The sequence below is a fragment of the Nocardia sp. CY41 genome, assembly GCF_009829325.1.
Classification (GTDB): Bacteria; Actinomycetota; Actinomycetes; order Mycobacteriales; family Mycobacteriaceae; genus Nocardia.
The window spans coordinates 1-24096 of sequence record NZ_VUOS01000012.1; the positions used below are offsets into that span (position 1 = coordinate 1).

General features: G+C 68.3%; 27 protein-coding genes. 10 read left to right on the forward strand and 17 right to left on the reverse strand.

All coding sequences use genetic code 11. From position 1 onward, the window contains the following. Nucleotides 1–156: 156 nt before the first annotated feature. A complete protein-coding gene (gene thiD / locus GVY64_RS13655) occupies nt 157–1002 on the reverse strand; it encodes a bifunctional hydroxymethylpyrimidine kinase/phosphomethylpyrimidine kinase (RefSeq protein WP_159841277.1) in 846 nt (281 codons plus the stop codon). Nucleotides 1003–1091: 89 nt separating this feature from the next. Here thiD and GVY64_RS13660 point away from each other — a divergent pair, with 89 nt between their 5' ends. After that, nucleotides 1092–2228 carry a GTP-binding protein gene (locus GVY64_RS13660; RefSeq protein WP_159841279.1) on the forward strand — a complete coding sequence of 379 codons (1137 nt, stop codon included), beginning with the start codon at nt 1092–1094 and terminating at the stop codon, nt 2226–2228. 66 nt (nt 2229–2294) lie between these two features. On the opposite strand, the gene GVY64_RS13665 is transcribed toward GVY64_RS13660, so the two are convergent. Together GVY64_RS13665 and GVY64_RS13670 are read right to left on the reverse strand one after the other, a co-directional pair. Next, on the reverse strand, nt 2295–2918 hold the full coding sequence (locus tag GVY64_RS13665; protein WP_159841281.1) for an NAD(P)-dependent oxidoreductase: 624 nt from the start codon (nt 2916–2918) through the stop codon (nt 2295–2297). Between the two features lie 106 nt (nt 2919–3024). After that, the gene (locus GVY64_RS13670; protein WP_159841283.1) at nt 3025–4107 is read right to left on the reverse strand and encodes an epoxide hydrolase family protein; all 1083 of its coding nucleotides are present in this window, start codon (nt 4105–4107) and stop codon (nt 3025–3027) included. An 85-nt stretch (nt 4108–4192) separates the two neighbouring features. On the opposite strand from GVY64_RS13670, the gene GVY64_RS13675 reads away from it, so the two are divergent. The 3 genes from GVY64_RS13675 (at nt 4193) to GVY64_RS13685 (ending at nt 5773) form a co-directional block, all read left to right on the forward strand. Beyond that, nucleotides 4193–4837: a TetR/AcrR family transcriptional regulator gene (locus GVY64_RS13675; RefSeq protein WP_159841285.1), complete on the forward strand. Its 645-nt coding sequence runs from the start codon at nt 4193–4195 to the stop codon at nt 4835–4837. A 73-nt stretch (nt 4838–4910) separates the two neighbouring features. After that, nucleotides 4911–5318, forward strand: coding sequence for a VOC family protein (locus GVY64_RS13680; RefSeq protein ID WP_159841287.1), 408 nt, complete (start codon nt 4911–4913; stop codon nt 5316–5318). A 221-nt stretch (nt 5319–5539) separates the two neighbouring features. Continuing rightward, entirely contained in the window at nt 5540–5773 is a 234-nt protein-coding gene (locus GVY64_RS13685; protein ID WP_159841289.1) for a hypothetical protein, read from the forward strand. A gap of 125 nt (nt 5774–5898) precedes the next feature. Here the strand turns inward: GVY64_RS13685 and GVY64_RS13690 are convergent, their stop codons facing one another. Then, on the reverse strand, nt 5899–6714 hold the full coding sequence (locus GVY64_RS13690; RefSeq protein WP_159841291.1) for an inositol monophosphatase family protein: 816 nt from the start codon (nt 6712–6714) through the stop codon (nt 5899–5901). Then, a complete protein-coding gene (locus GVY64_RS13695) occupies nt 6711–7562 on the reverse strand; it encodes a DUF5919 domain-containing protein (protein WP_159841293.1) in 852 nt (283 codons plus the stop codon). The genes GVY64_RS13690 and GVY64_RS13695 overlap by 4 nt, the downstream gene beginning before the upstream one ends. 130 nt (nt 7563–7692) lie before the next feature. On the opposite strand from GVY64_RS13695, the gene GVY64_RS13700 reads away from it, so the two are divergent. Further along, nucleotides 7693–7983 (forward strand): hypothetical protein, encoded by a 291-nt coding sequence (locus GVY64_RS13700; RefSeq protein WP_159841295.1) that lies wholly within the window; start codon nt 7693–7695, stop codon nt 7981–7983. Between the two features lie 223 nt (nt 7984–8206). Here GVY64_RS13700 and GVY64_RS13705 read toward each other — a convergent pair whose 3' ends face one another. Further along, nucleotides 8207–9001: a thioesterase family protein gene (locus GVY64_RS13705; RefSeq protein ID WP_159841297.1), complete on the reverse strand. Its 795-nt coding sequence runs from the start codon at nt 8999–9001 to the stop codon at nt 8207–8209. Between the two features lie 137 nt (nt 9002–9138). Further along, nucleotides 9139–10383 carry a KasA/KasB family beta-ketoacyl-ACP synthase gene (locus tag GVY64_RS13710; RefSeq protein WP_159841299.1) on the reverse strand — a complete coding sequence of 415 codons (1245 nt, stop codon included), beginning with the start codon at nt 10381–10383 and terminating at the stop codon, nt 9139–9141. A gap of 39 nt (nt 10384–10422) precedes the next feature. Here GVY64_RS13710 and GVY64_RS13715 point away from each other — a divergent pair, with 39 nt between their 5' ends. Beyond that, on the forward strand, nt 10423–10980 hold the full coding sequence (locus tag GVY64_RS13715) for a TetR/AcrR family transcriptional regulator (protein ID WP_159841301.1): 558 nt from the start codon (nt 10423–10425) through the stop codon (nt 10978–10980). 67 nt (nt 10981–11047) lie between these two features. On the opposite strand, the gene GVY64_RS13720 is transcribed toward GVY64_RS13715, so the two are convergent. The 4 genes from GVY64_RS13720 to GVY64_RS13735 all read right to left on the reverse strand — a co-directional run bounded on the left by GVY64_RS13720 (nt 11048) and on the right by GVY64_RS13735 (nt 15561). Continuing rightward, nucleotides 11048–11458 (reverse strand): hypothetical protein, encoded by a 411-nt coding sequence (locus tag GVY64_RS13720; RefSeq protein WP_159841303.1) that lies wholly within the window; start codon nt 11456–11458, stop codon nt 11048–11050. Nucleotides 11459–11773: 315 nt separating this feature from the next. Next, nucleotides 11774–13414: a phosphomethylpyrimidine synthase ThiC gene (gene thiC, locus GVY64_RS13725; RefSeq protein ID WP_159841305.1), complete on the reverse strand. Its 1641-nt coding sequence runs from the start codon at nt 13412–13414 to the stop codon at nt 11774–11776. Nucleotides 13415–13610: 196 nt separating this feature from the next. Continuing rightward, nucleotides 13611–14996, reverse strand: coding sequence for a lipase family protein (locus tag GVY64_RS13730; protein WP_159841307.1), 1386 nt, complete (start codon nt 14994–14996; stop codon nt 13611–13613). 118 nt (nt 14997–15114) lie between these two features. After that, complete coding sequence (locus GVY64_RS13735) at nt 15115–15561, reverse strand: hypothetical protein (protein WP_159841309.1); 447 nt, start codon at nt 15559–15561, stop codon at nt 15115–15117. 108 nt (nt 15562–15669) lie between these two features. Between GVY64_RS13735 and GVY64_RS13740 the strand changes: the two genes are divergently transcribed. Further along, entirely contained in the window at nt 15670–16341 is a 672-nt protein-coding gene (locus GVY64_RS13740) for a TetR/AcrR family transcriptional regulator (RefSeq protein WP_159841311.1), read from the forward strand. A gap of 189 nt (nt 16342–16530) precedes the next feature. Here the strand turns inward: GVY64_RS13740 and fahA are convergent, their stop codons facing one another. The 6 genes from fahA to GVY64_RS13765 all read right to left on the reverse strand — a co-directional run bounded on the left by fahA (nt 16531) and on the right by GVY64_RS13765 (nt 22112). Further along, complete coding sequence (gene fahA, locus GVY64_RS13745) at nt 16531–17709, reverse strand: fumarylacetoacetase (protein ID WP_236566815.1); 1179 nt, start codon at nt 17707–17709, stop codon at nt 16531–16533. Further along, on the reverse strand, nt 17706–18902 hold the full coding sequence (locus GVY64_RS37830) for a homogentisate 1,2-dioxygenase (RefSeq protein ID WP_236566816.1): 1197 nt from the start codon (nt 18900–18902) through the stop codon (nt 17706–17708). The genes fahA and GVY64_RS37830 overlap by 4 nt, the downstream gene beginning before the upstream one ends. Before the next feature lie 65 nt (nt 18903–18967). Then, nucleotides 18968–19522 (reverse strand): TetR/AcrR family transcriptional regulator, encoded by a 555-nt coding sequence (locus GVY64_RS13750; RefSeq protein WP_159841746.1) that lies wholly within the window; start codon nt 19520–19522, stop codon nt 18968–18970. A gap of 137 nt (nt 19523–19659) precedes the next feature. Further along, a complete protein-coding gene (locus GVY64_RS13755) occupies nt 19660–20490 on the reverse strand; it encodes an exodeoxyribonuclease III (protein ID WP_159841315.1) in 831 nt (276 codons plus the stop codon). A gap of 34 nt (nt 20491–20524) precedes the next feature. Further along, complete coding sequence (locus GVY64_RS13760; RefSeq protein ID WP_159841317.1) at nt 20525–21532, reverse strand: N-acetylglutamate synthase, CG3035 family; 1008 nt, start codon at nt 21530–21532, stop codon at nt 20525–20527. Continuing rightward, entirely contained in the window at nt 21522–22112 is a 591-nt protein-coding gene (locus GVY64_RS13765) for a peptide deformylase (protein WP_159841319.1), read from the reverse strand. Before GVY64_RS13765 ends, GVY64_RS13760 begins: the two co-directional genes overlap by 11 nt. Nucleotides 22113–22283: 171 nt before the next feature. Between GVY64_RS13765 and GVY64_RS13770 the strand changes: the two genes are divergently transcribed. The 3 genes from GVY64_RS13770 to sodC all read left to right on the forward strand — a co-directional run bounded on the left by GVY64_RS13770 (nt 22284) and on the right by sodC (nt 24091). Further along, nucleotides 22284–22637 (forward strand): DUF3263 domain-containing protein, encoded by a 354-nt coding sequence (locus tag GVY64_RS13770; RefSeq protein WP_159841321.1) that lies wholly within the window; start codon nt 22284–22286, stop codon nt 22635–22637. Nucleotides 22638–22685: 48 nt separating this feature from the next. Further along, the gene (locus GVY64_RS13775; protein WP_159841323.1) at nt 22686–23246 is read left to right on the forward strand and encodes a LytR C-terminal domain-containing protein; all 561 of its coding nucleotides are present in this window, start codon (nt 22686–22688) and stop codon (nt 23244–23246) included. 161 nt (nt 23247–23407) lie between these two features. Next, nucleotides 23408–24091 carry a superoxide dismutase[Cu-Zn] gene (gene sodC / locus GVY64_RS13780; RefSeq protein WP_159841325.1) on the forward strand — a complete coding sequence of 228 codons (684 nt, stop codon included), beginning with the start codon at nt 23408–23410 and terminating at the stop codon, nt 24089–24091. Nucleotides 24092–24096: the final 5 nt, after the last annotated feature.

The window sequence follows — 24096 nt, forward strand, 5'->3', positions numbered from 1 at the left end:
ACCGCAATGGGCACCTACGTCACCAAAATCTGCCGCACCGAACTAGGCACCTACCCCGACTACGAACTCGCCCAACGCTATCGCGCATGGCTCGCCGCAGCATGACTTGACACAAATAGGAGCATCAAGAAATGGCGTGTGCCGGGCGGCTGCCGCTCAGCTCCCATGCAAGCGCCACAGCGGCGACACCGGCCCGTGGCCCGCGCCGAGATCGTAGGACGCGGCCAGGCAGCGATAGGTCCACTCCTTGGCGAACTCGACCGCTTCGGGCACCGAATAGCCGTGCGCCAACGCGCAGGCGATCGCGGCGGCCAGCGTGTCGCCGCCGCCGTGGTCGTTGCCGGTGGCGATGCGCGGTGCGGTGAACTCGAGGAACTGCTCGCCGTCGAACAACAGATCCGTGCTGTACTCGGAGGAACGCAGATGCCCGCCCTTGACGATCGCCCACCGAGGCCCCAGCTTGTGCAGCGCCTCGGCGGCGCGCCGCGCCGAATCGTCGTCCTCGACGTCGATCCCCGTGAGCAACCGGACCTCGTCCAGGTTCGGCGTCACCACCGTCGCGAGCGGAATCAGCGTCGAGCGCAGCGCGTCGAGCGCCTCGGCGTGCAGCAGCGGATCGCCGTGCATCGAGGCCGCGACCGGATCGACGACCAGCGGGACATCGCCGTCGCGGCCGATGCCGACCTCCCGGCACACCGCCGCCACCGCCTCGATGATCGCGGTGGAGGCCAGCATGCCGGTCTTCGCGGCGCCGACGCCGATGTCCCCGGCGACCGAGCGCACCTGATCGGCCACGACCTGCGGCGGAATCTCGTGAAATCCGCTGACGCCCACCGTGTTCTGCACGGTCACCGCCGCGACGGCCACCAGGGCGTGCACGCCGCACAGGGTCATGGTGCGGGTATCGGCTTGGATTCCGGCGCCTCCGCCGGAATCGGTACCGGCAATGGTGAGCGCCCGGACGGGGGTCTGCCCCTCGGCGGGCAATGGCAGCAATTTCACGACACAAACCCTACGGCGATCCGGTTCGCGCGATTCGGGCAACGGGCACCCGCCTGCATTAAGCAAATGAAAATCGTTATCATTAATGCATGGACTCCGATCTGCTTCCCGTCACCGTGCTGTCCGGCTTCCTCGGTGCGGGCAAGACGACGCTGCTCAACCACATCCTCGCCAACCGGGAGGGCCGCCGGGTGGCGGTCATCGTCAACGACATGAGCGAGGTCAACATCGACGCCGCGCTGGTCGCGGGACAGGGCCACCTGGATCGCACCCAGGAGAAGCTGGTCGAGCTGACCAACGGCTGCATCTGCTGCACGCTGCGCGAGGATCTGATCGAAGCCGTGGCGCGGCTGGCGCGCGAGGGGCGGTTCGATCAGCTGGTGATCGAATCGACCGGCATCTCCGAGCCGATGCCGGTGGCCGCGACGTTCGACTGGGAGTTCGAGGACGGCTTCCGGCTCGGCGATGTCGCCCGGCTGGACACCATGGTGACCGTGGTCGACGCCTCTACCTTCCTGGCCGAGGTGGCGCGGGGGCAGGCGCTGGCCGAGCGGAACCTGCAAGCGGGCGAGGGCGACGCGCGCACCATCGCCGACTTGCTGGTGGATCAGGTCGAGTTCGCCGACGTCGTGCTGGTCAACAAGACCGACTTGGTCGGCGCGGCCGCGGTAGGGGCGGTGGAGGCGACGGTGCGCAGGCTCAATCCACGCGCGCACGTGCTGCGCACCAGCAACGGTGTGGTCGACCTGCGCGAGGTGCTCGACACCGGCCGCTACAACCCGCTGGTCGCCGCCGAGGCCGAGGGCTGGGCGGAGGAACTCGCGGGCGGGCACACGCCGGAGACCGAGGAGTACGGCATTCGCAGTCTCACCTACACCGCCGATCGGCCGTTCCATCCGCTGCGTCTGTCCGCCGCGCTGGAACAGTTGCGGGGGCTGCTGCGCAGCAAGGGGTTCTGCTGGATCGCGAGTCGTTCGACGCTGGCCGCGGTGTGGTCGCAAGCGGGGCCGAACCTGGTTTTCGAACCGGCTGCCTGGTGGTCGTCGCTCGAGGTGCCGCCCGGGCAGGAGATCGTGTTCATCGGAGTAAAGCTGGATTGCGACAATGTGCGCGCGTTGCTGGACGGCGCGCTGCTTACCGACACGGAGTTCGCCGAGGGGCCGGGCGCGTGGGCGGCGTATTCCGATCCCTTCCCGGCCTGGGGCGAACTGCACGAGCACGCCTGAGACCACGACCGCCCACGCTCCGGGACTCCGGCGCGTGGGCCGCTTACGTGCCGCCGCATGACGCGCTCAGTTCGAGATGCCGGGCGCCTGGCGAAGGTAAGTGGTGTCGGTCAGTTGCTCGACCATGAAATCGGCGATGTCGGCGCGGGCGATCTTCAGGGTGAGGCCGCGCTCGCTCGCCGGGAACCCGCGCCGGTAACTGCCGGTGGCCGGTCCGTCGGTGAAGGCGCTCGGCCGCACGATCGTCCAGTCCAGATCGCAGGCCTGGACGTACTTCTCCTGCTGGACGTGGTCGGCGTAGGCCGGCCGCAGCAGCAGCCCGAACATCACGTACTTCCACAGGAAGTTCAGGTTGCCCCGGCTGTCGCCCACGCCGAGCGTCGTCTGGCAGATCAGCCGCTCGACACCCGTGCGCTGCATCGCGGCGATGATCGCCTTGGTGCCTTCCGCGCGGACCACGCCCTTGCGGCCGTTGCCGAGCGAGATCAGCACCGCGTCCTGCCCGTCCACCGCGCGCTGCACCGAATGCGTATCCAGCACATCGCCTTCCACGACGCGCAGCCGCTCGTGCCGCTGCGTGACGCCCGCGGCGCTGCGGGTGAAGGCCGTCACCTCGTGCCCCTCCCGCAGCGCCCGCTCGACGACGAGACGACCGACCGTACCGGTGGCTCCGAAGACCGCGATCTTCATGGTTTCTCCTCTGGTTCGAAAGCTGTTGTGCTCTTGGTGGATTAAGTACATCAGCGGAGAACGAGACGAACCATGGCCGTGAGTCTCGATGCCATAAGAGACTGTCTCAGCGCAGCGAGCCGAAGAACTTCGTGATCTCCTCCGCCATGAGCGCGGGCGCCACGTGGTGCAGGTAGTGGGTGAACACGTCGTGCGTGCGCCACGACACGATGTTGTGGTCGCGCTCGGCGAAGCGGCGGATGCCGTGGAAATCGCCGGTGGAGCCGCACAGCGCGAGCGGGACCGTGCTCGGCGCGGTGGGGTGCTCGGCCTTGTCCTTCTCGAAGTAGTGCCGGATCGCCGAGCCCGCGGTGCCGGTGAGCCAGTGGATCGCGATGTTGGTCAGCACGAAGTCGTCGTCCAGATCCGGGCCGAGCAGCTGGCCGTTCCAGCCGACCAGCCCGGTGGGCGAATCGGTGATCGCGTGCGCCAGCGTCTGCGGCTGCTGCGATTGCAGCACGTTGAAGCCCATCTTGTTCTTCACGAACCAGTCCAGGGTGGCCAGCGACTGCTGCTCGTCCTCGTCGAGGTCGGCCAGCTCCGCCGGATCGCCGGAGGGGAACGAATACACCTGCGAGACGTGCACTCCCACCACGTTCTCCGGAGCCACCCGCCCGAGTTCGGGGGAGATCTGCGCTCCGCCGTCGTTGCCCACCGCGCCGTAGCGGGTGTAGCCCAGCCGCCGCATCAGCTCCGCCCAGGCGCGGGCGATCCGCGTGTCGTTCCAGCCCGCCTCGGTGGTGGGGCCGGAGAACCCGTAACCGGGCACCGACGGGATCACCAGATCGAACCCGGCCGCGGTGAGCGGCTCGATGACGCCGACGAATTCGACGAAAGTGCCCGGCCAGCCGTGCGTGAGGATCAGCGGGAACGCGTCCTCCCGAGCGGACTTCACGTGCAGGAAGTGGATGTTCTGGCCGTCGATCTCGGTGGTGAACTGCGGGTACGCGTTCAGTGCCTGCTCGACCGCGCGCCAGTCGAACCCGTCGCGCCAGTACCCGACCAGGTGGCGCACCCGATCGACGCTCACCCCGTAGGTGTCGCCCGAGCCGGGGATCTGCTCCGCCCAGCGGGTGCGGGCGAGGCGATCACGCAGGTCGTCCAGGTCGGCCTGGTCGATGTCGATACGGAAGGGGGTGATGGCGGTCATGTGCTCGCTCCTTTGAAACGGAATGCTCTGTTCTGTTTGAACAGTAACAGAACGGATCATTCCGTTCAAGTGCTATCCTCGGAGTATGCCGAAGACATCCGATGCCCCAGCTCAGAAGGGCCTGCCCGGCCGCAAGGCGCAGGCCGCCCGCAACGACGGCTTGATCCTGGAGGCGGCCCGCGCGGTGTTCCTCGCCGACGCCACGGCCCCGATCTCCGCCGTCGCCGAACGCGCCGGCGTCGGGATCAGCGCGCTCTACCGGCGTTATCCGAGCAAGGAAGCGCTGCTACGCACGCTCTGCCACGACGGTCTGCGCCGGTACAACGCGGAAGCCGAAGCGGCGCTGGAAGAACCGGACGGCTGGCGCGCCTTGGTCGGCTTCCTGGAGCGGGTGGTCGACGCCGACGTGCACTCGCTCACCGTGCATCTCGCCGGCACCTTCACCCCTGACGAATCGATGCTGCCCGACGTCACCCGCTCCGGCGAAGCGACCGAGGAGATCGTGCGCCGCGCGCACGCCTCCGGCAAGCTGCGCCCGGACGTCACACCGCAGGACCTCGGCCTGATCTTGGAATCCTGCGCGGCCATCACGCTGCCCAGCCCGGAGCGCACCGCCCAGCTGCGCCGCCGGGTACTCGCCATGCTGCTGGCCGGAATGAGCGCGGACGGTGAGCTCCCGGGACCTCCGCCCGCGCCGGACGAGTTCGCCTGGCGCTGGGTGCGGCGCTAGCGCGCCGATGAATTTCCCCGGCGTAACCCGTCCGCATTGATACGAATACCGCAGTCTGCCGAAAGGAAGCACCGTGAACTGGACGCTCGAGGTCGTGATCGTGCCCGTGTCCGATATCGACCGCGCGAAGCAGTTCTACGCCGAAAAGCTGGGCTTCGCCGTAGACCATGACACCGAGATCGATGACAACGTCCGCATCGTGCAACTCACCCCGCCGGGCTCCGGCTGCTCGATCGTGATCGGCAAGGGCGCGGTACCCGACATGCCCCCCGGCTCCCAGCAGGGCCTGCAACTCGTGGTCAACGATCTGCGCAAGGCCCATGAGGAACTGACCTCACGTGGCGTCGAGGTCACCGAAATCCAGGTCCTCGGCGAAAACCCCACCCCCATGCCCGACCCCCTGGACAACGTCGGTTTCTTCTTCTTCACCGACCCCGACGGCAACGGCTGGGGCGTCCAGCAGATCTCGACCCGCCCTTGAGGCCCTGGGCTGATGTCACCGCGACCCGAGGATTCGCCGGCATGGGTGCAGGGGATCGCTCAGGCGTTGGAAACTATCTGCGGGAAGCAGCTGCGATGCCATCCCCAACGGCCGGTGCGGTTGAGGAAGCCTCTGCGGCGGGCTGGTATGCACCACCACCAGGCAGCCCCACCGGCGGGCGCACGCCGTGGATCCACTTGGCCGATGTGTCTGTCACGTGCATGCGAACAGCGGTAGTGATCGCGTTCCGGTGGAAGCCGGACGAGCCGACTACCGCACCGACCTACCTGCTACCCATGACAACGATGGAGGCGGATCCCACAACCGGATCCGATGCCCTCATCACCCGGCTCGACATCTTCCTCGACTCCGACCGTTGGCGTGAACGGCACACCTACCCCATTGGTAACGGGATCGCGGTCGCAATCATGCCCTCTCGCGCAGCCGGTATCTGATCAGGCCAGGGACGCGTGGGTAGGCACTGGGCTGTCCTGATATCAGCCGATATCCAGGGCAGCTCTCAAAGGCGAGTCGCAGGTGCTTTGAACTACGGGTCGCAACCAGTGGTTCGAATCCCGGCCTAGGTCGCCCTGGGGCAGCGGATGGATTCGTTGACCAAGCTCATCAGTTGGTCGGCGATGGAGGGGCAGGCGGCGATTGTGTCGGAAGAGTCGAGGCTGTGCCGGCGGGAGGCCGAGTCGAGGACGACAGCGCCCGCCTCGCGGGCGATGAGCACACCGGCAGCTGTATCCCACGGCTTGTTGGAAAGCATGACGCAGGCGTCGGTTCGACCCTCGGCAACCCACGCGAGATCGAGGGCGGCGGATCCGAACATTCGTACCCGCTCGACGGTTGCAGCCAGCGCGGCGGTGAGAGCGATGCGGCGCTCGTTCTTCAGCTCCGCCTCTTGCCCGACCGCATAGTCGCCTATGGAAACAATTGCCTGACCGAGCGTTTGGGTGTCACTGGTTCGGATCGGGATGTCATTTCTCCACGCGCCGCGCTCAGCAGCGGCGTAGTACTCCAGGCCCAGGAACGGTGCGCCGATGACCCCGATCACCGGTTCGTCATTATGCACCAGAGCCAGCGATACGGCGCAGAGCGGCAACCCGTGAATGAAGTTGGACGTTCCGTCGATCGGATCCAGAACCCACATGTACCGCGCGTTTTGATCGAGCGAACCGTCATCGAGTTCCTCACCGAGAAAGCCGCACTCGGGTGTCGCATCGGCCAGATACCGTCTGATGTCGTCTTGGATTCGCTGGTCCAGGCCGGTCACGTAGTCTCGATCGCCCTTGGTGCGGATCGTCCCTCGATCGGCGGTGTGGAGAAGTTCAGCACCCTGCTCAACAGCCGAACGGGCGATTTCCAGTAACTTATCCCGACTCGGTGTCATAACGGCGACACCTCCCGGGCACTGGACCACATCGTCTCGAAGACTTCGGAGAAGGTGTCGAATACCCCCGCTCGCTCCGACTTGCGGGCGACCAGCGTTGGCGATTCGACTCCACGGGCTCTCGGCAGATATGGCTGAATGACGCATACCGTGGAATCGACCAGGGTGATATTGAAGCGCACGGTCTCATCGTAGGTGCGGATCTGGATGATGTTCTTCCGCTGTTCGGCGTATTTCTTCTGCGCTCGAACCAAGCACTTCATATTGAGTTCGGTAAGGCTCGACAGCACGCCGGGTGCGTGACCCTCCTCGGTCTCCCGTGTCCGGATGTGGGTGCCGCTCGGGTCGAGGAAAAGGCACCGAAGAGTAGTGCCTGATTCGAGCAGCTTCACGAGATCGGTATCCGAGTACTGCTGGCACAGTAGATTCAACGACAGGCCCGCCATATCGATCCGCCGAGCACCTTCGAAAAGCTTCCGTGGTGGTACCGCCTGCAAAAAGTCGGTTCTGTTCGCGAAGACCGCCTCGACATCGGCCATCGTCTTATCGAAAGGCCCCCTCGGGGTCCGGATTTCATGTGTCGATCGGATATGGCTGGGATCCGCGCAGTACTCGAACAGCTCGTCGGCCGACCGGCCAGGGAACATGGCTTCCAGGATCCGGCGGTGGTGAGGGTACGGCAGGCCGGTGAGCTCTCCGGAGAGCCACCGGTAGAACTGCGCCTTCTTGGGTCCGGCACCGACAAGTTCGGGCTCGTATTCGCCGGCAATTCGGTCGTATTCGCGGTTGAAGGCGGAAACGGTTTGGAGATGGCGTTGTTGCAGTAGAGCTTTCAGTACGGTCCCCACGGATACACCACCTGTCGGGCGTTGACAAAGGGGAGATGAGACACAGAAGATACCCGAGCTGGCTCAGCTGATCAAGGTGATGCATCGGTGGCGGCGCGAACAGACTCGTGTGCTGCCGACACTTCACCGCATGGTTCAGATCGTCACCGCAGGAGTCGTTGCCGTCGCGCTGGCGCTGCTGGCCGTCGCCACCTTTTATGTGCTTCCGTATCTACTCGATCGAGAAGATGCACTACCGGAATGGGCAGTACCGGTTACCGACATCCTCGATCGTATCGACATCGAGCACGCGCATGCGACCATGCAGAGCCACGTCCGTTGCAGCATCGATTCCTGCCCGGACAAGGCATATGCGTACTGGACATTGGTTGATGCCGGGCACATCGTCCCCGACGAACGTGCACAGCGGAGGGGGCGATGACTCAGCCGGTCAGCGCGGATATTGTTCGAATCCGTCACCGTGTCTGCAGCGAACAGCCAGGTGAAGTCTCTCTCGATGTCGCGAGGATCATCCTGACGCAGCATGCCGGGCATGGTGGCGACTGTCTGCAGTTCCTCGGTGCGCTGAAACGAGCTTCGAGGGTGTGCGGATGACACCCGTCCGTGAGCGCGTCGGCGACGAACGCCGAGTGGGTCTGCCTCGGTTATCGGGTGCCGAGGAAGAGGGTTTGCGTGCTGCGGCCCAAGGGGCCCTTTTCGTCGTAGAGCGCCGATTCGGCCATACCTATGCCATGGGGTTGGGGGTAGGTGACGGCGTCGAGGCAGACCCATTCGCCCGCGGGTTGGCGGTGCAGGGTGACCGTCAGGTCGGTGTTGATGAACAGGAACTTTTGCCAGTCCAGGATCGCGCTGACGCCGTTTCCGGAATCCGCGGCCGCGAGAGTGCGCTCCAGCGGGCTCGGTTCGGTGCCCGCCACGATCGGGTGCTTGATCCGGATCCAGCAGATCGCCGGCCCGGGTTCGGCGAAGGACCCGCTGACGAAGCGGTAATCGATGGCGGTGTGGAAGCCGATCGGCTGGGTCGACGGGAACGGCTCGGGCGCCTCCGCCTGCTCCGGGCCGGGGCGGGTACCGGTCGGCAAGAAGCGTTCCGGCAGCGGCAATTCCGGTTCGGACAGCTTGAACCTCCAGGCATTCGCCCGCATCACCGGCCCGCGCTCGGTGGACAGCGTCGCCTCGATGAGTTCGACGCTGCGGCCGGGGCGGACGACGCGCGCCGCCGCCGTCAGCGGCGCCAGCGGCACCGGGCCGAGAATCTCGACCGCCACCCGGCCGACCTGGAACCCCGGACGCGGCTCGCACCGCTCGATCACGTGACCGAGCAGCGCCGAGGGCGGACCCGCGTGCTGGGCGTCCGGCGACCAGGGGCCGCGGGTCAGCTCGGTGGAAAGATAGCGGTCCGGCTGGTCGGGGTCGGGGAGATAGAAGGCGTCACTCACGACTGTTCTCCGCCCACGCTCGTGCGCGACCGCACGCGGTGTCCTCGCTCGCTCGCTCGCTCACGTCGATGTCCGTCCCTCGGGCCAAGTGGTCGGTTGTCCCACGACGTTAGCTCGGCCGGTGCGGTCCTCCGCCGTCAGACCCGGCCGAACGCCAGCGCGACGTTGTGCCCGCCGAAGCCGAACGAATTGTTCAGCGCGAAGTCGATGCGCTGAGTACGCGGCGCGCCCGCGACGATGTCGAGGTCGATCGAGGGATCGGGGTTGTCGAGATTCAGGGTGGGCGGGACGACCTGATCGCGCAGGGTGAGCATGGTGACCAGCGATTCCAGCGCGCCGACCGCGCCGATCGAATGCCCCAGCGCGGATTTCGGCGCGTAGACCGAGGCGTCGGGCACGACGGAGGCGATCGCGTTGGCCTCCGAGGCGTCGCCGATGGACGTCGACGTGGCGTGCGCGTTCACATGCTGGATATCGGAAGCCCGCAGACCCGCGGTCTCGACGGCCTTGCGCATCGCGCGGGCCGCGCCGATGCCCTCCGGTTCGGAGGCGACGATGTGGTAGGCGTCGGAGGTGATGCCCGCGCCGAGCACCCGCCCCTGCACGGTGGCGCCCCGTCCGCGCGCGTGCCGCTCGGATTCCAGCACCAGCAGCGCGCCCGCCTCGCCGAAGACGAACCCGTCACGGTCGCGGTCGAACGGGCGCGACGCGCGTTCCGGGTCGTCGTTGCGGGTGCTCATGGCTCGCATCATGGCGAAGCTCGCGATGGGTACGGCGTCGATGTGTCCCTCGACGCCACCGGCCACCACCACGTCCGCCTCGCCGGTGGTGATCAGCCGCCAGGCGTGCGCGATCGCCTCCGAACCCGAGGAGCACGCCGAGACCGGTGCGAAAACGCCTGCTCTCGCCCCGATTTCGAGTCCCACGGTGGCGGCGGGACCGTTCGGCATCACCATCGGCACCGACATCGGCGACACCTTGCGGTAGCCGCCGGCACGCATCGCGTCGACCGCGGCGATCAGCGCGTCACCGCCGCCGAGCCCGGTGCCGATGGCCACCGCCAGCCGGTCGCCGTCCACCTCGGGCGCGCCCGCCGAACGCCACACCCGGCGGCCGAGCACCAGCGCCATCTGCTCGACGTAGGAGTGCCTGCGCTGTTCGACCCGGGTCAGCTCGGCGCTCGGGTGTGACTTCAGTTTGCCGCCGATGCGGACCGGCAGGTCGTACTCGGCCACGAAATCGTCGGCGAGCGCGCCGATGCCGCTGTGCCCCGCCAGCAATCGGGACCAGGTGGTGTCCATGTCGTCGGCCAGCGACGTGGTCGCCGCGTATCCGGTGACCACGACCGAATCCCGAGTTTCTGAAGCGATTGTTACAGTCACGATGTCATGAATACCTGTACCAATCGCTACAGTCAACTCATGGCCCGCCCCCTCGACCACGCCAAACGCGCCGAACTGCTCGCCGCCGTCGTGCGCTACATCGCCGAGCACGGCCTCGCGGACCTGTCGCTGCGCCCGCTGGCCGCCGAGCTCGGCACCAGCTCGCGCATGCTGATCTACTACTTCACGACCAAAGAGGAGCTGCTGGTCCAAGCGCTGGCGACGCAGCGGCCCGACATCGCCGCCGTCTTCGCCGACATCGCTGACGCGTCCGAGCTGCGCGACCGGCTGTGGAGCTTCTGGACCGCCAACGCCTCGGGCGACGGCCGCACGAGCGTTCGGGTGATGCTCCAGGTCCTCGGCGCGGCCTGCGCCCCGCGGAGTCCGTACAGCGACTACGCCACCTCGGCCATCGCCGTCTTCGTGTCGGCGCTGGCCGACGGGCTGCGCAACCTCCGGACGATCGATGACCCCGAAGTCGTCGCGACTCTGCTCGTCTCGGGCCTACGCGGCATCTTGCAGGATCGGTTGATCACCGGCGAGGTCGAGCGCACCGATCGCGCGGCCCGCCGCCTGATCGAGCAGACGGTGCGCTGACCGTGTTTCCAAGTCCGGTGGGGAGCACCGCGGTGTGGTGTCCTGCGGTGGTGGCGCGTCTCCCATGTCAAGCGGCAGCGGGTGGGCATGCGCTTCGCTCGCCAGCGCGCTCATCCCGCAGGCACGCGACTCCGACGCCGAGTGCGACCAGTCCCACGATGTCGAATGCCGCGACGCGCATCAATCCCGGGCCGACCGGACCTCCGGCGATCACCAGGACGAGAAAGCCGCCGAAGCTGATCGCATTGGCGCACACCGCGATCGGACGCAGCGCGGGACGAAGGATTGTCAGCAGCAAACCGATGCCGACGACCGCGAACAGCACGGCCCGATGCCGCAGCACCACCTCGAGATCGCGGTCTGCCGCAGCTATGCCGTAGGCCGCGTACATTCCCTGCGGTGCGATCGCGCCGATCGCAGGCGCGGTATTGAGCAGCCCCGCGGCGGCCAACAAGGCCCGCCCCACATGTCGTCGCATGATTCTCCTCGGATCGATGTCCTGCGATCATCACGCTCGGCGTAACCCAGCGCTTCCGAAAACCCGCTACAGCGGTGTCCCCATCGCGCTGGCCACGCCCTGTACGACTGATCGGCGGGAGTGGGGCTCCGGCTCGCGCACCGCTCGTCGTAGCCGGGCACGTTGTGTCAGGGCCCTCGAACGTGCGCCGGAAGACCTCACCGAGGTAGCGGTGGAACCCATCAGCCGCGTCGCGGTTCTCCGGGAGTCCTACCGCCTGAACCACCGTCCCGCCGCCCGTCACATCCTCGGGATGCGGCGGGCGGCGGGTGGTCGTTACGAGACGACGGGCAGGTAGACGGCGTTGCCCTTGCTGGCGAACTCGGCGGACTTCTCCGCCATTCCGGCTTCCAGCGCCTCGACTTCGTTCAGACCCTGACGCTCGGCGTACTCGCGCACGTCCGCCGAGATCCGCATCGAGCAGAACTTGGGGCCGCACATGGAGCAGAAGTGCGCCGTCTTGGCGGGTTCGGCGGGCAGTGTCTCGTCGTGGTATTCGCGCGCGGTGTCCGGGTCCAGCGACAGCGCGAACTGGTCGCGCCAGCGGAACTCGAAACGGGCCTTCGACAGCGCGTCGTCCCGCTGTTGCGCGTGCGGATGGCCCTTGGCGAGGTCGGCGGCGTGCGCGGCGATCTTGTAGGTGATCACGCCGACTTTCACGTCGTCGCGGTTGGGCAGGCCGAGGTGTTCCTTCGGCGTGACGTAACACAGCATGGCGGTGCCCGCCTGCGCGATGATGGCGGCGCCGATCGCGGAGGTGATGTGGTCGTAGGCGGGCGCGATGTCGGTGGCGAGCGGGCCGAGGGTGTAGAACGGCGCCTCCTCGCACAGCTCCTCCTCGAGCCGCACGTTCTCCACGATCTTGTGCATCGGCACGTGGCCGGGACCCTCGATCATGACCTGCACGCCATGCGATTTGGCGATCTTGGTCAGCTCGCCCAGGGTGCGCAGCTCGGCGAACTGCGCCTCGTCGTTGGCGTCGGCGATGGAGCCGGGCCGCAGGCCGTCACCCAGAGAGAAGGTGACGTCGTAGCGCGCCAGGATCTCGCAGAGTTCTTCGAAGTGCGTGTAGAGGAACGATTCCCGGTGGTGCGCCAGGCACCAAGCGGCCATGATCGATCCGCCGCGCGAGACGATGCCCGTCACCCGCTTGGCGGTCAGCGGGACGTAGCGCAGCAGCACGCCCGCGTGCACGGTCATGTAATCCACGCCCTGCTCGCACTGCTCGATCACGGTGTCGCGGTAGATCTCCCAAGTGAGCGCGGTGGGGTCACCGTTCACCTTCTCCAGCGCCTGGTAGATCGGCACGGTGCCGACGGGGACGGGGGAGTTGCGCAGAATCCACTCACGGGTCTCGTGGATGTTCTTGCCGGTGGACAGGTCCATGATGGTGTCCGCGCCCCAGCGGGTCGCCCACACCATCTTCTCCACCTCTTCGGCGATCGAGGAGGAGACGGCCGAGTTCCCGATGTTCGCGTTGATCTTGACCAGGAACTTCTTGCCGATGATGGTCGGCTCGAGTTCTGGATGCTTGTGGTTGGCCGGGATGACCGCACGGCCCGCGGCCACCTCCTCGCGCACCGATTCCGGCGAGACGCCTTCGCGCGCGGCGATGAACCGCATCTCGGGCGTGACGATGCCTTCGCGGGCCCAGGCGAGCTGGGTGCGCGGGCCCTTTCCTTCCGGTCTGGTCCAGGTGTCGCGCAGCTTCGGTAGACCGCCTTCGAGATCGATCGTCGCCGTCTCGTCGGTATACGGGCCGGACGTGTCGTAGACGTCGAAATGCTCCCCGTTGGTCAGATTGATCCGGCGCACCGGAATGCGCAGGTCCTCGACCTCGAGATAGTGCTTGACGCTGCCCTCGATGGGGCCGGTGGTGACGCTGTCGACAGGTGCGGAGACGCCGTCGGGTGCCATTCTTTCCTCCCTACGCCGGCATTACCCGGTCAGGTTCATACGGTCGACGGCCCTGACGCCTTTCGGCTAGCCGTCCTCTCAGCCCGCTGGTGCGAGCCCCCGTTGGTCGTGGAATTTTCCCGCCCGACCATACCCGGACGGCCTGAACGCGTGCCCGGCGAATCGCGCACCTCGAGCGAAGCGCCAGGCAGCGGCGTCAACGCTCGTGCGGGCCGATGGGAAAGCCGAGTGCGCCGAAGGTCGCGTTCAGGTTGATCTCGAGCTGCGTCAGCAGTGCGTCCGGGGCGGCGAGCATGGACACCACGTCCTCGGTGCGGCAGCCGACCTGATCCGGTGCGTCCGGCGTCAGGCGTTGCTTCAGCCACTCGAAGGTGCGGGCCATGCCCAGCGAGGGCAGCGTCAGGTGCTCGCTGAGATGGTCGCGCTCGAACAGCACCGACGCGCCGCCCGCGCAATACTGCTGGACCAGCCGTTCATTGGTCCGGATCGGCACGGCCTCGTCGAAGACGCCGTGATAGAGGAAGATCGGCGCGGTGGGGATGTGGCGGCCCAGCACGGTCGCCTCGAACACCTCCGCGATCTCCGGGACGGCGAGGAAGTCGGCGATCGGGATCGTCAGCATGCGCTGGTAGTCGACGAACATCTGGGTGAGCGCGTTGCGCGGAAGACATTGCGCTGCCGTCCGATCCATCAGCGCCCTGCCTTCGGCCGTGAGGTAGCGATCCGACGCTGCCCGGAACTTCGGGTACGCCTTGCGCAGCGACGAGATGCCGATGCCGATCAGGCTCGCGAACATCGAGCCGTTGACGTGCAGCAGTGCGACGACGTCGGAGGTCGGCGCGCCGAGCGCGACACCCTTGACGTTCAGCTCGGGCGCGTAGGCGGGCTGCATCTCGGCCGCCCATCCCGAACCCATCCCGCCGCCGGAATAGCCCCACAACGCGACCGGCGTGTTCGTGCCGTCGAGGCCGAGCGGCCCGAAGCGCTCGGCGGCGCGGATGCCGTCCAACGTCAGGTAGCCGGGTTCTTCGGCCACCGCGAGATGCCCTTCCAGCCCCTCGTAGTCCGGGACGGATACCGCCCAACCCTGGCTGAGCAGGGCGGCGATCGCGATCAATTCGCTCTGCGAGGGGATGCCTTCGAGGCCGGGAAGGCCCGCCCCGTGGCGCAGCACGAACGACGGGGCGCAATCGGGACTCGCGCTGTCGTAGTAGAACTGCAGCGAGACCAGCGGCCGGGAACGGCTCGGATCGGCGCCGGCCGGCAACAGCACCGTGGTCACCGCAGCGGCGGGTTGCCCGAACAGATCGGTGGTCCGATACAGCAGCTGCCAGGACCGCACGTTCAGCGGAAGGGCGGTGAGCACCGCCAAGCGCACCTCCCTGGCGCGCAGAACGTCGCCCGGTGCGCTCGACGCGAATCCGTCCGGCGCCGCGTAGAACGAATCCGATTGCGGCGGTGGCACGGCCGCGGCGGGTGCTGCTCCCGCGAACAGGGCACAACCTGCCACCACCGTCACGACGACCGCCGCCAGCGCGCGCACGCCGCGACGGCCACGCTTCTCTCCAGTGATCCCCGACACGTCCCGGTCCTTCCCTCATCGACGTGACGACGATTACAGCACGGCGTCTTTTTATCAACAAGAGTTCTTGTTGAAATTGCCCGACGCGCGGCCGGGGCCCACCGGCGACCGCGTCCGGTCAGGGGTCTTCCGCTGTGTCCGGCGTGGCCGAATGACCCGGTGCGCCATGGGTGCGGCGGGCTTCTTTCATCTCGGCTTCGTAGATATGGCGGCGGCCGTCGAGCAGTTCGTCGCGCGCGGCCTGCTCGAGGTCGCGGAACAGGCCGTAGTAGCCGTCGTCGTATTCCTCGACGACCTGGAACGTCCAGCGCCCGGCCAGCACATTGCGGCCGATCAACTCCGTGGAGATCCGCTGGGCGATGTGCGCGTGCCCGGCCTCCCGGAACAGCTCCACGGCCTCGTCGAGCGCCAGATCGGCCCCGCCGGTCAGCTGGTGGAACGCGTACAGATGGCCGCGGGCGCGTTCGATGGTCTCCAGGGCTTCGGAGAGTTTGCCGGTGGCGGCCACGGTGGCATCGTCGACGCCGTCGGGGCGGCGGTGCGCTACATGCGGGCGATCGGTCATGACCTCGCTCCTTGTCAGGCGGATGGGGCCGTAGCGGCGGCGTACCCGGATGCCGGCGCGCTCAAGCGCCAGCGGGTTTGCCGGTGCGGCGCGGCTATCGTCGTTGCCATGACCCCCAGCACCTCCGCCGCGCGGCCTGCCGCGAGCCCGGCGCGGCGCCGGATCCGTGGACTCGACGCCGAACAGCGCAGCGCCCTGCGCCGCGGCGTGCTCCTGGACGCCGCGACCGAGCTGTTCGCCGAACAGGGTTATTCCGGGACGTCGATCGAACAGATCTGCCAGCGCGCCTATGTGGGGACCAAGGGCTTCTACGATCATTTCGAGAGCAAGGAAGCGTGCTACCTCGCGTTGCTCGAGCAGGTGACGGAGCAGATCCAGCACCGCGTCGCCGACGCCGCGGCCGCCACCGCGGATGCGTCGTGGCCGGAGCGGGTGGCGGCGGTCGTCGGCGCTTTCGTCCACGCCATCACCGATGACCCGCGGTTGGGGAAGGTGACCTTCGGCGAGGCGGGCGGTATCTCACCGGCGGTGGAGCGGCGACGTCGTGCCAACCGACGCTGGGCGGCGGCTTTCCTGGATCGACAGTGGCCGGAGAGCGCCGCGCGCGACGACGACGATCCCCGTCGCCGCCGGGCCTTGGCCCTCGCCACGGTCGGCGGCCTCTTCGAACTGGTCGCCGACTGGTTGCACACCGATCACCCCGAGGACGCGGTCCCCGCCCTGGTCGATGACCTCACCGCGTTCGTCACCGTCGTTCAGGCCGGGCGGCTATCTCGTTGATCTCCGGTGCGATCGACGCCTCGCATGGGCGTGCACCGCTGCGGAGTTCCTGTCGGCCCTGGCGTCAGCGGAGGTCTGCCCAGCCGGGGCGAGGTGGCGAAACAGGTAGGGCGGGTGCGTCCGCAGCCGATCGAGGACGAACCGGAGCCGACGGCCGTGCCGCACCCGGCAGTGGCGATCGACGGGGTGTCAGACCGAGTGTGCCGGAGCGATGCGACCGGTCACCTGGCCCAATCCGATCCGCGCCGTGCGCGGACCTGGCGCCGAGGCGGTGATCGTCACCTCGTCGCCGTCTTCGAGGAAAGTGGATTGCCGGTCGTTCACCAGGATGGGCTGGGTGCCGCCCCAGGACAACTCGATGAACGAGCCGCGCTGGTCCGGTTCGGGACCGGAGACGGTGCCGGAAGCGTACAGGTCGCCGGGTCGCGTGGCGGCGCCGTTGGACGTGAGATGGGCGAGCATCTGCGCCGGTGACCAGTACATCCGGCGGTAGGGCGGATACGCGACCGGCTGTCCGTTCCACGCCACCGTCAGCTCGATGTCCAGGCCCCAATGCTCCCTCGCGCGCAAGTAGGGCAGCGGCGCGGGCGACTGCTCGGGCAGCGGTACCCGCGCGGACTCGAGCGCGGCCAGCGGGGTGATCCACGGCGATATGGAGGTCGCGAACGACTTGCCGAGGAACGGGCCGAGCGGCTGATACTCCCAGGCCTGGATGTCGCGTGCGGACCAATCGTTCACCAACGCGACGCCGAACACCCGATCGGCGAACTCGTCGATGCCGACCGGCGCGCCGAGCCGGGAGCCGACGCCGATCACGAAGCCGAGTTCCGCCTCGATGTCCAGCCGCCGCGACGGGCCGAAATCCGGCGCGCCGGATTCCGATCGGCGCTGCCCGCACGGCCGCGCCACGTCGGTGCCGGACATCACCACGGTTCCCGCCCGCCCGTGATAGCCCACCGGCAGGTGCCGCCAGTTCGGCAGCAGCGGGTCACCGTCCGGCCGGAACAGGCGGCCGAGGTTCGTCGCATGATCGATGCTCGCGTAGAAGTCCACGTAGTCGCCGATCCGCATCGGCAGCCGCAGTGCCACTTCGGACAGGAGGTGTACCGCGGCGCTGTCCACCTCCCCCTCGACCTCCTCGCGGATTCGGTCGCGCACCGCGCGCCAGCGTGCGGGACCCTGCGCGAGGAAGGCGTTCAGGCTCGGTTGGGCGAACAGCGGATCGTCCAGGAGCGCAGCCACATCGATGACGTGTTCGCCGAGCCGCACGCCGACGCGGGGACTGCCGCCGGTCGGCGCGAACACGCCGTACGGCAGGTTGTCCGGACCGAACAGGGACTCCGGGGATACCTCGACCCTCGTCCTCACTCGGGGCCCCGCCCGGACCAGGTCCACGCGTAGGTGGTGTCTTCGCAGGCCCGCGCACCCTCGCCGAGTTCCAGCGGGCGGAAGGTGTCCACCATGACGGCCAGCTCGTCGAAGTACTCGATGCCGATGCTGTTCTCGTAGGCGCCCGGTTGCGGGCCGTGTGCGTAGCCGCCGGGGTGTACCGACACCGAACCCTGGGCGATCCCGGATCCCTTGCGCGCCTCGTAGTTCCCGCCGCAATAGAACATCACTTCGTCGGAGTCGACGTTGGAGTGGTAGTACGGCACGGGGATCGACAGCGGGTGATAGTCCACCTTGCGCGGCACGAAATTGCAGACGACGAAGTTGCCGCCTTCGAAGGCCTGATGGACGGGCGGCGGCTGATGGATGCGGCCGGTGATCGGCTCGAAGTCGGCGATATTGAAAGTCAACGGGTACAGGCAGCCATCCCATCCGACCACGTCGAACGGATGCGTGGCGTAGACCATCCGGGTGCCGACGACCTGTCCGCCGGGCCGGTGCTTGACCAGCACCTCCACGTCGGCGCCGGTCGCGGTGAGCGGCTCGGTCGGTCCGTGCAGGTCGCGCTCGCAATACGGGGCGTGCTCGAGCAGCTGGCCGAACTTCGACAGGTAGCGCTTCGGTGGCGTGATGTGCCCGGTCGCCTCGATCACGTACGCGCGCAGCGCGTCCGGACCGGTGGGCCGCCAGCGGTGCGTGGTGGCACGCGGGATGAGGACCTGGTCACCCTGACGCGCGGGCAGCGCGCCGAACACGGTTTCCACCACTGCCGCGCCGGACTCCACGTACACCAGCTCGTCACCGATCGCGTTGCGGTACAACGGCGATCCGCCCTTGGCGACAACGTAGGAGATGCGCACGTCGGCGTTGCCGAGCAGCAGGCGCCGCCCGGTGACCGGATCGGTCTCGGCCGGGGTGTCGCCGGGGAACAGGGCATGCAGCCGCAGATGACGATGGCGCAGGGGATGATTCGGCGTGGTCCGCTGGTCGGGCAGCTCCCAGACCGTCGAATCGACCAACGCCGGGGGCAGGCCGCGGTGATAGAGCAGCGAGGAATCCCCGGAGAAGCCCTCCTCGCCCATCAGCTCTTCGTAGTAGAGCCGGCACTGCTCGTCACGATGCTGGGTGTGCCGCTTCGGCGGTACCGCACCCACTTGCCGATAGAACGCCATGACCGTTCCTCCGCCAGCCCGTGGTCGGATAGTTGATCACCATCGTAGTGCGGCGGGATCGTCTATCAGGCGTTTCGCAGCGCGCGGTAGACCGCGGCCCCGACGAACGCGCCGAGATCCGCCGGTGTCCAGCCGTCCTGGTCGGCGAGCAGCGCGCGCACGGCGCCCTCGCCCGCGGACACCCACTGTTCCACCAGCACGGGCAGCTTGCGCTCGGCGTCCGCGGTGCCCCAGGCGCGCAGCGTCGGACGCAGGAGCTTGGCGCAGCGCTCGACGACGAGCGCGCGACCGCGCCCGAACGACTTCGCCACGGCGGGGTCGGGGTTCCCGTAGACCAACCGCCAGGCGTCGGGCCTGCTCGCGGCCTTCGTCAGCAGTGCGCGGAATCCCTCGACGAACACGGTCTCGTCGGCGTCCACATCCCGCGGCGTCACCACCTCCAGCACGCCGCTGACCAGGTAACCCTCCTCGCGCTGGATCAACGCCTCGATCAGCTCGACCCGATCGGCGAAGCAGGCGTAGACCACCGGCCTGGTCACCTTCATCCGCTCCGCGATCGCGGCCATGGTGACCGCGGCGATGCCGTGCTCCACGGCGATGGCGAGCGCGGCGTCGAGCACCTGCGGGCGGCGGCGCTCCGGGCCGAGATGCTGCGCCCGCTGCCGCTGTCCCGGGTCACCGTTCACACCGCCGAGCCGGCTGCCGGCCGGCCGATTCCCACTGCTGCGGCGCGGGAAAGGCGGCTGTGCCGGGCGCGTCACGAGCGCCCGGGTTCGTCGGCGAATTCGGCGATCACCGGAGCGTGGTCGCTGGCGCCCTTGCCTTTTCGCGCCTCACGATCGACCATCGCGTCCGTCGCGGTGGCGGCGAGCGCGGGGGAGGCGAGGATGAAATCGATGCGCATCCCCTCTTTACGCGGGAAGCGCAGCTGGGTGTAATCCCAATAGGTGTAAACGCCCGGTCCCGGCGCGAACGGACGCATGACGTCCGCGTACCCGGCGTCCACGACGGCCTGGAAGGCCGCGCGTTCCGGTTGCGACGTGTGCGTCTTGTCGGCGAAGTACTCCACGGACCACACATCGTCGTCGGTCGGGGCGATGTTCCAGTCGCCTACCAGCGCGATCTTGGCCTGCGGGTCCTCGGCCAGCCAGCGCGCGCCGTTGTCCCGCAGCGCGGCCAGCCATTCCAGCTTGTAGGCGTAGTGCGGATCGCCCAGGGTGCGGCCGTTGGGCACGTACAGGCTCCACACCCGCACGCCACCGCAGGTGGCGCCGATCGCGCGGGACTCGACGACCGGCGTGCTGATCAGCGACTCGCCCGCGTCCTTGTCGAAACCCGGCTGGTCCGGGAAGGCGAACTCGACATCGGCGAGACCGACCCGGGAGACGATCGCGACCCCGTTCCATTGGTTGATCCCCAGATGGACGACTTCATAGCCGATTTCGTCGAAGCGTTCGAACGGGAACTGGTCGTCGCGGCACTTGGTCTCCTGGATGGCCAGCACGTCGATGTCCTGGCGATCGAGCCAGTCCGCGACACGGTCGAGCCGGGAGCGGATCGAGTTGACATTCCAGGTGGCGAGACGCACTGCGGCCTTCCTTCGTGCGGGTGACAGGTCTGTTCTACCGCAGGCCGCCGGGCCCGGCGAGGGGTTCGGGCGCGGCGTAGCGGTAGGTGTGGTGATCGACGAAGCCCAGCTCGCGGTACATCGCGACGGCCGCCTCGTTGGCCGCCTCCACCTGGAGATAGGCGTGCGTCGCGCCGCGGTCGTGACCCCAGCGCATCAGTTCGGCGCAGACCAGCGAGCCGAGCCCGTGCCTGCGGTGCGCGGCGGCGACGGCCACGCAGGTGAGGCCGATCCAGCCTCGCCCGTCCGGGGCGGTGGTGAGCGCGCCGCGGCCGATCGCGATGGGTCGCGGCAGGCCGAGCGAAGCGAAGCCCAGTTCGCCGTCGAGGACCGCGGTCAGCACCTCGGGATCCGGCGCGGGAACCGAAATCGTGCGAGCGGCGGGATCTTCGCCGCCGTAGCGGTGCATCTCGAGCCAGTCGGCATCCGGCGCGGGCGCGATCCGCACCATCGAAGGGCCCTGCGGCAGGACGAAATTGTCGATATCGATGGCCAGCATCAGCGTCTCCCGCCTGCTGTGCCAGCCGGGCGGCACCGGGGCCAGCCGATCGGGCAGGGCGAGCTGTACGGGCAGGCCGTGCGCGGTGTACCACTCGCCGATCCGGCGCAGCGTCTCCGCGGAGACCGAGGCGGGCCCGTCCGAGCTACCGAGGGGCACAGCCGAATTCGCTCGCCCCGTGTATCCGTGACCCGCGCGTGCCAGCCAGCCGTCGATCCACGCGTGCTCGACGCCCGGCCAGCCGAAGGCGGCCGCGGCCTCCAGCGCGCGGATCTCCTTCGTTCGAATCGGCCTGGGGCCGAGCGCCTTCAGTGCGACCACGCGCTCCGGCGCCACCGAGACGACCGTGCCGTCGGCGCCGCGCACGGTCGGCGGGTCCAAGGAGACGAGCTCGCCGATCACATCGGTCAGCGGTTGGGGATAACCCGCGGGCAGCTGATAGCGCAGCACCACGCGGCGGCCGAGCGGGATATCGGGCAGGCCGGCGGCGGGGTCAGTCGTCATGCCCGAATGGATCGGGATCGGTGCCCGGCAGCCAGCTCAGGCCCGGTGTGCCCCAGCCGTTGCGTTTGATCGCCTTCTTTGCGGCCCGCGCGTTGCGGCCGACCAGTACGTCCACGTAGAGGAACCCGTCCAGGTGCCCGACCTCGTGCTGCAGCATGCGGGCGAAGAAGCCCTTGCCCTCCACCTCGATCGGCTCGCCGTGCTCGTCGGTGCCGGTCACCTTCGCCCACTCGGCACGGCCGGTGGGGAACTGCTCGCCGGGAACCGACAGACAGCCCTCCTCGTCGTCGTCCGGGTCGGGCATGGTTTCGGGGATCTCCGAGGTCTCCAGCACCGGGTTGACCACCACCCCGCGGCGGCGGGTGGCGGCGCCGTCCGCGCCCAGGTCGGGGCAGTCGTAGACGAACAGGCGCAGCGGAACGCCGACTTGGTTGGCCGCGAGGCCGACGCCGTGCGCCGCATCGAGCGTCTCGTACATGTCCGCGATGAGCGGAGCCAATTCCTCCGGCGATTGCGTGACCCGCTCGGTCGGGTTGTGCAGAACCGGGTCGCCGACGATCACGATCGGGAGGATTGCCATGAGCCAATTATTGCCGTGCGCGCCACGTCACCCTGCCCCGGGTGCCGCGAACTACCGGCAGGTAGGGAACACGCCGCGCCGCGGCCCGGGCGATTCCCGGCGCGCGTGGTTGAATGTTCCGCGACGTACAAGCACCATTTTCGTCTGGTGGTCACTCGGCGAGGGAGCGAGATGGACGGCGCAGCGGCACGGAATCTTTCCGAGAGCCAGGACGGCCTTTCCGCGAGCGAAGATGTCAGGACGGGGCACGCCGCGGCCGAGCAGGCCGACGACGCCGGACTGAGCCGTCGCGAACTCGACATCCTGGCCTTCGAGCGACAGTGGTGGAAGTACGCGGGGGCGAAGGAAGAGGCGATCCGCGAGCTGTTCGCCATGTCACCGACCCGGTACTACCAGGTGCTGAACGCGGTGGTCGACCGGCCGGAGGCGCTGGCCGCCGACCCGATGCTGGTGAAGCGGCTGCGCAGGCTGCGCGCGAGCAGGCAGAAGGCGCGTGCGGCGCGCCGGCTGGGATTCCAGGTCTGACCCGGCGATGCGGACCCGGACCCGCTCGGTGCGACTAGGCTCGCGAGGGTGAGCTACCCGAATCCCACCTCCGGTGGGCCACCGTTGCGCGCCCTGGCGATGGTGCTGATCGCGTTGGCCATCGTCTTCGCCGGCCTCGGCGCGATGTCGCTGTCGAATTCCGACGCCGACACCGACGCCTCGGGAACCAGCGATTCGCCGACCTCCAGCGCGACCGCCGCGCCGCAGGTCCCGGCGAGCACCACCGCGCCCAAGGCGCCGACCTCGGCCGCGTCCTCGTCCACGGCCGTGACGCCGACCACCACCGCCGCGCCGACCACCACCGCGGCGGCCCGTTCGGTGCCGGTTCGCGTGCTCAACAACAGTATGGTGGCCGGGCTCGCCGCCAAGACGGCCGGTCAGCTCGCGGCGGACGGGTGGACCATCGCGGAAACGGGCAACTACCCCGGCACGAATATCGCGAAAACGACGGTGTACTACGGCAATTCGGCCGGCGACAAGGAAGCGGCGCAGGCCATCGCGGACGACCTCGGCGCGGCCGTGGCGCCGAAATCGGACGCAATCGGGGACACCGGGCCGGGTGTAACGGTGATCGTCACGGGTAACTGACCCGTGTGGCCGCTGTTCGCACGCGCGGACCGGCGAACGTGAGGTGAGGGCACGCCGCCCTGTCGGGGGCGCGGCAGCACGGCGTGGCATCATCTTGTCCGGTAACGAACGTGTCCACCCAGCTTTACTCGTAAACTCGGTACTCGTAAAGGAGTTCCCCGATGGCCCCGTCCACAACTCGACGCCCGTCCTGGCGGACTGTGACCCCGGTGCTCGCGGTCGCGGTGTTCGGCCTCGCCGCCTGCTCGAACAGCCAGGAGTCGAGTGACGTCCAGGGAACAACCCCGCCGGTGTGGACCGGGTCCCCCGCCCCGGCCGGTCGGTCGAGCACCGAGCACGGCACCCCGCACACCGAGGAGGGGGTGAACGTGCAGTTGAAGGACCCCTCGGGCGCGTCGGTCGGCACCGCGAACTTCGCCAAGGACGGCAACCACCTGCAGGTCACCGTCGAGGCGCACGGGCTGCGTCCCGGCTTCCACGGCCTGCACGTGCACCAGGTCGGCAAGTGCGAGCCGAACTCTGTCGCGCCGACCGGCGGCCCGGCGGGCGACTTCCTGTCCGCCGGTGGCCATCTGCAGGTCGGCAGCGCCAACGCGCATCCGGCCAGCGGCGATCTGACCTCGCTGGAGGTGCGCGGCGACGGCGTCGCCAAGCTGGTCACCACCACCGACACGGTGACGCTGGACGACGTGAAGGGCAAGGCCCTGATCATCCACGCCGACGCCGACAACTTCGGCAACATCCCCAACCGTTATTCCCGCGCCGACGGCGTCGCGGGTCCCGATGAGTCGACCCTAGCGACGGGCGACGCGGGTGGCCGTGTCGCCTGTGGCGTGATCCAGTAGCGCGG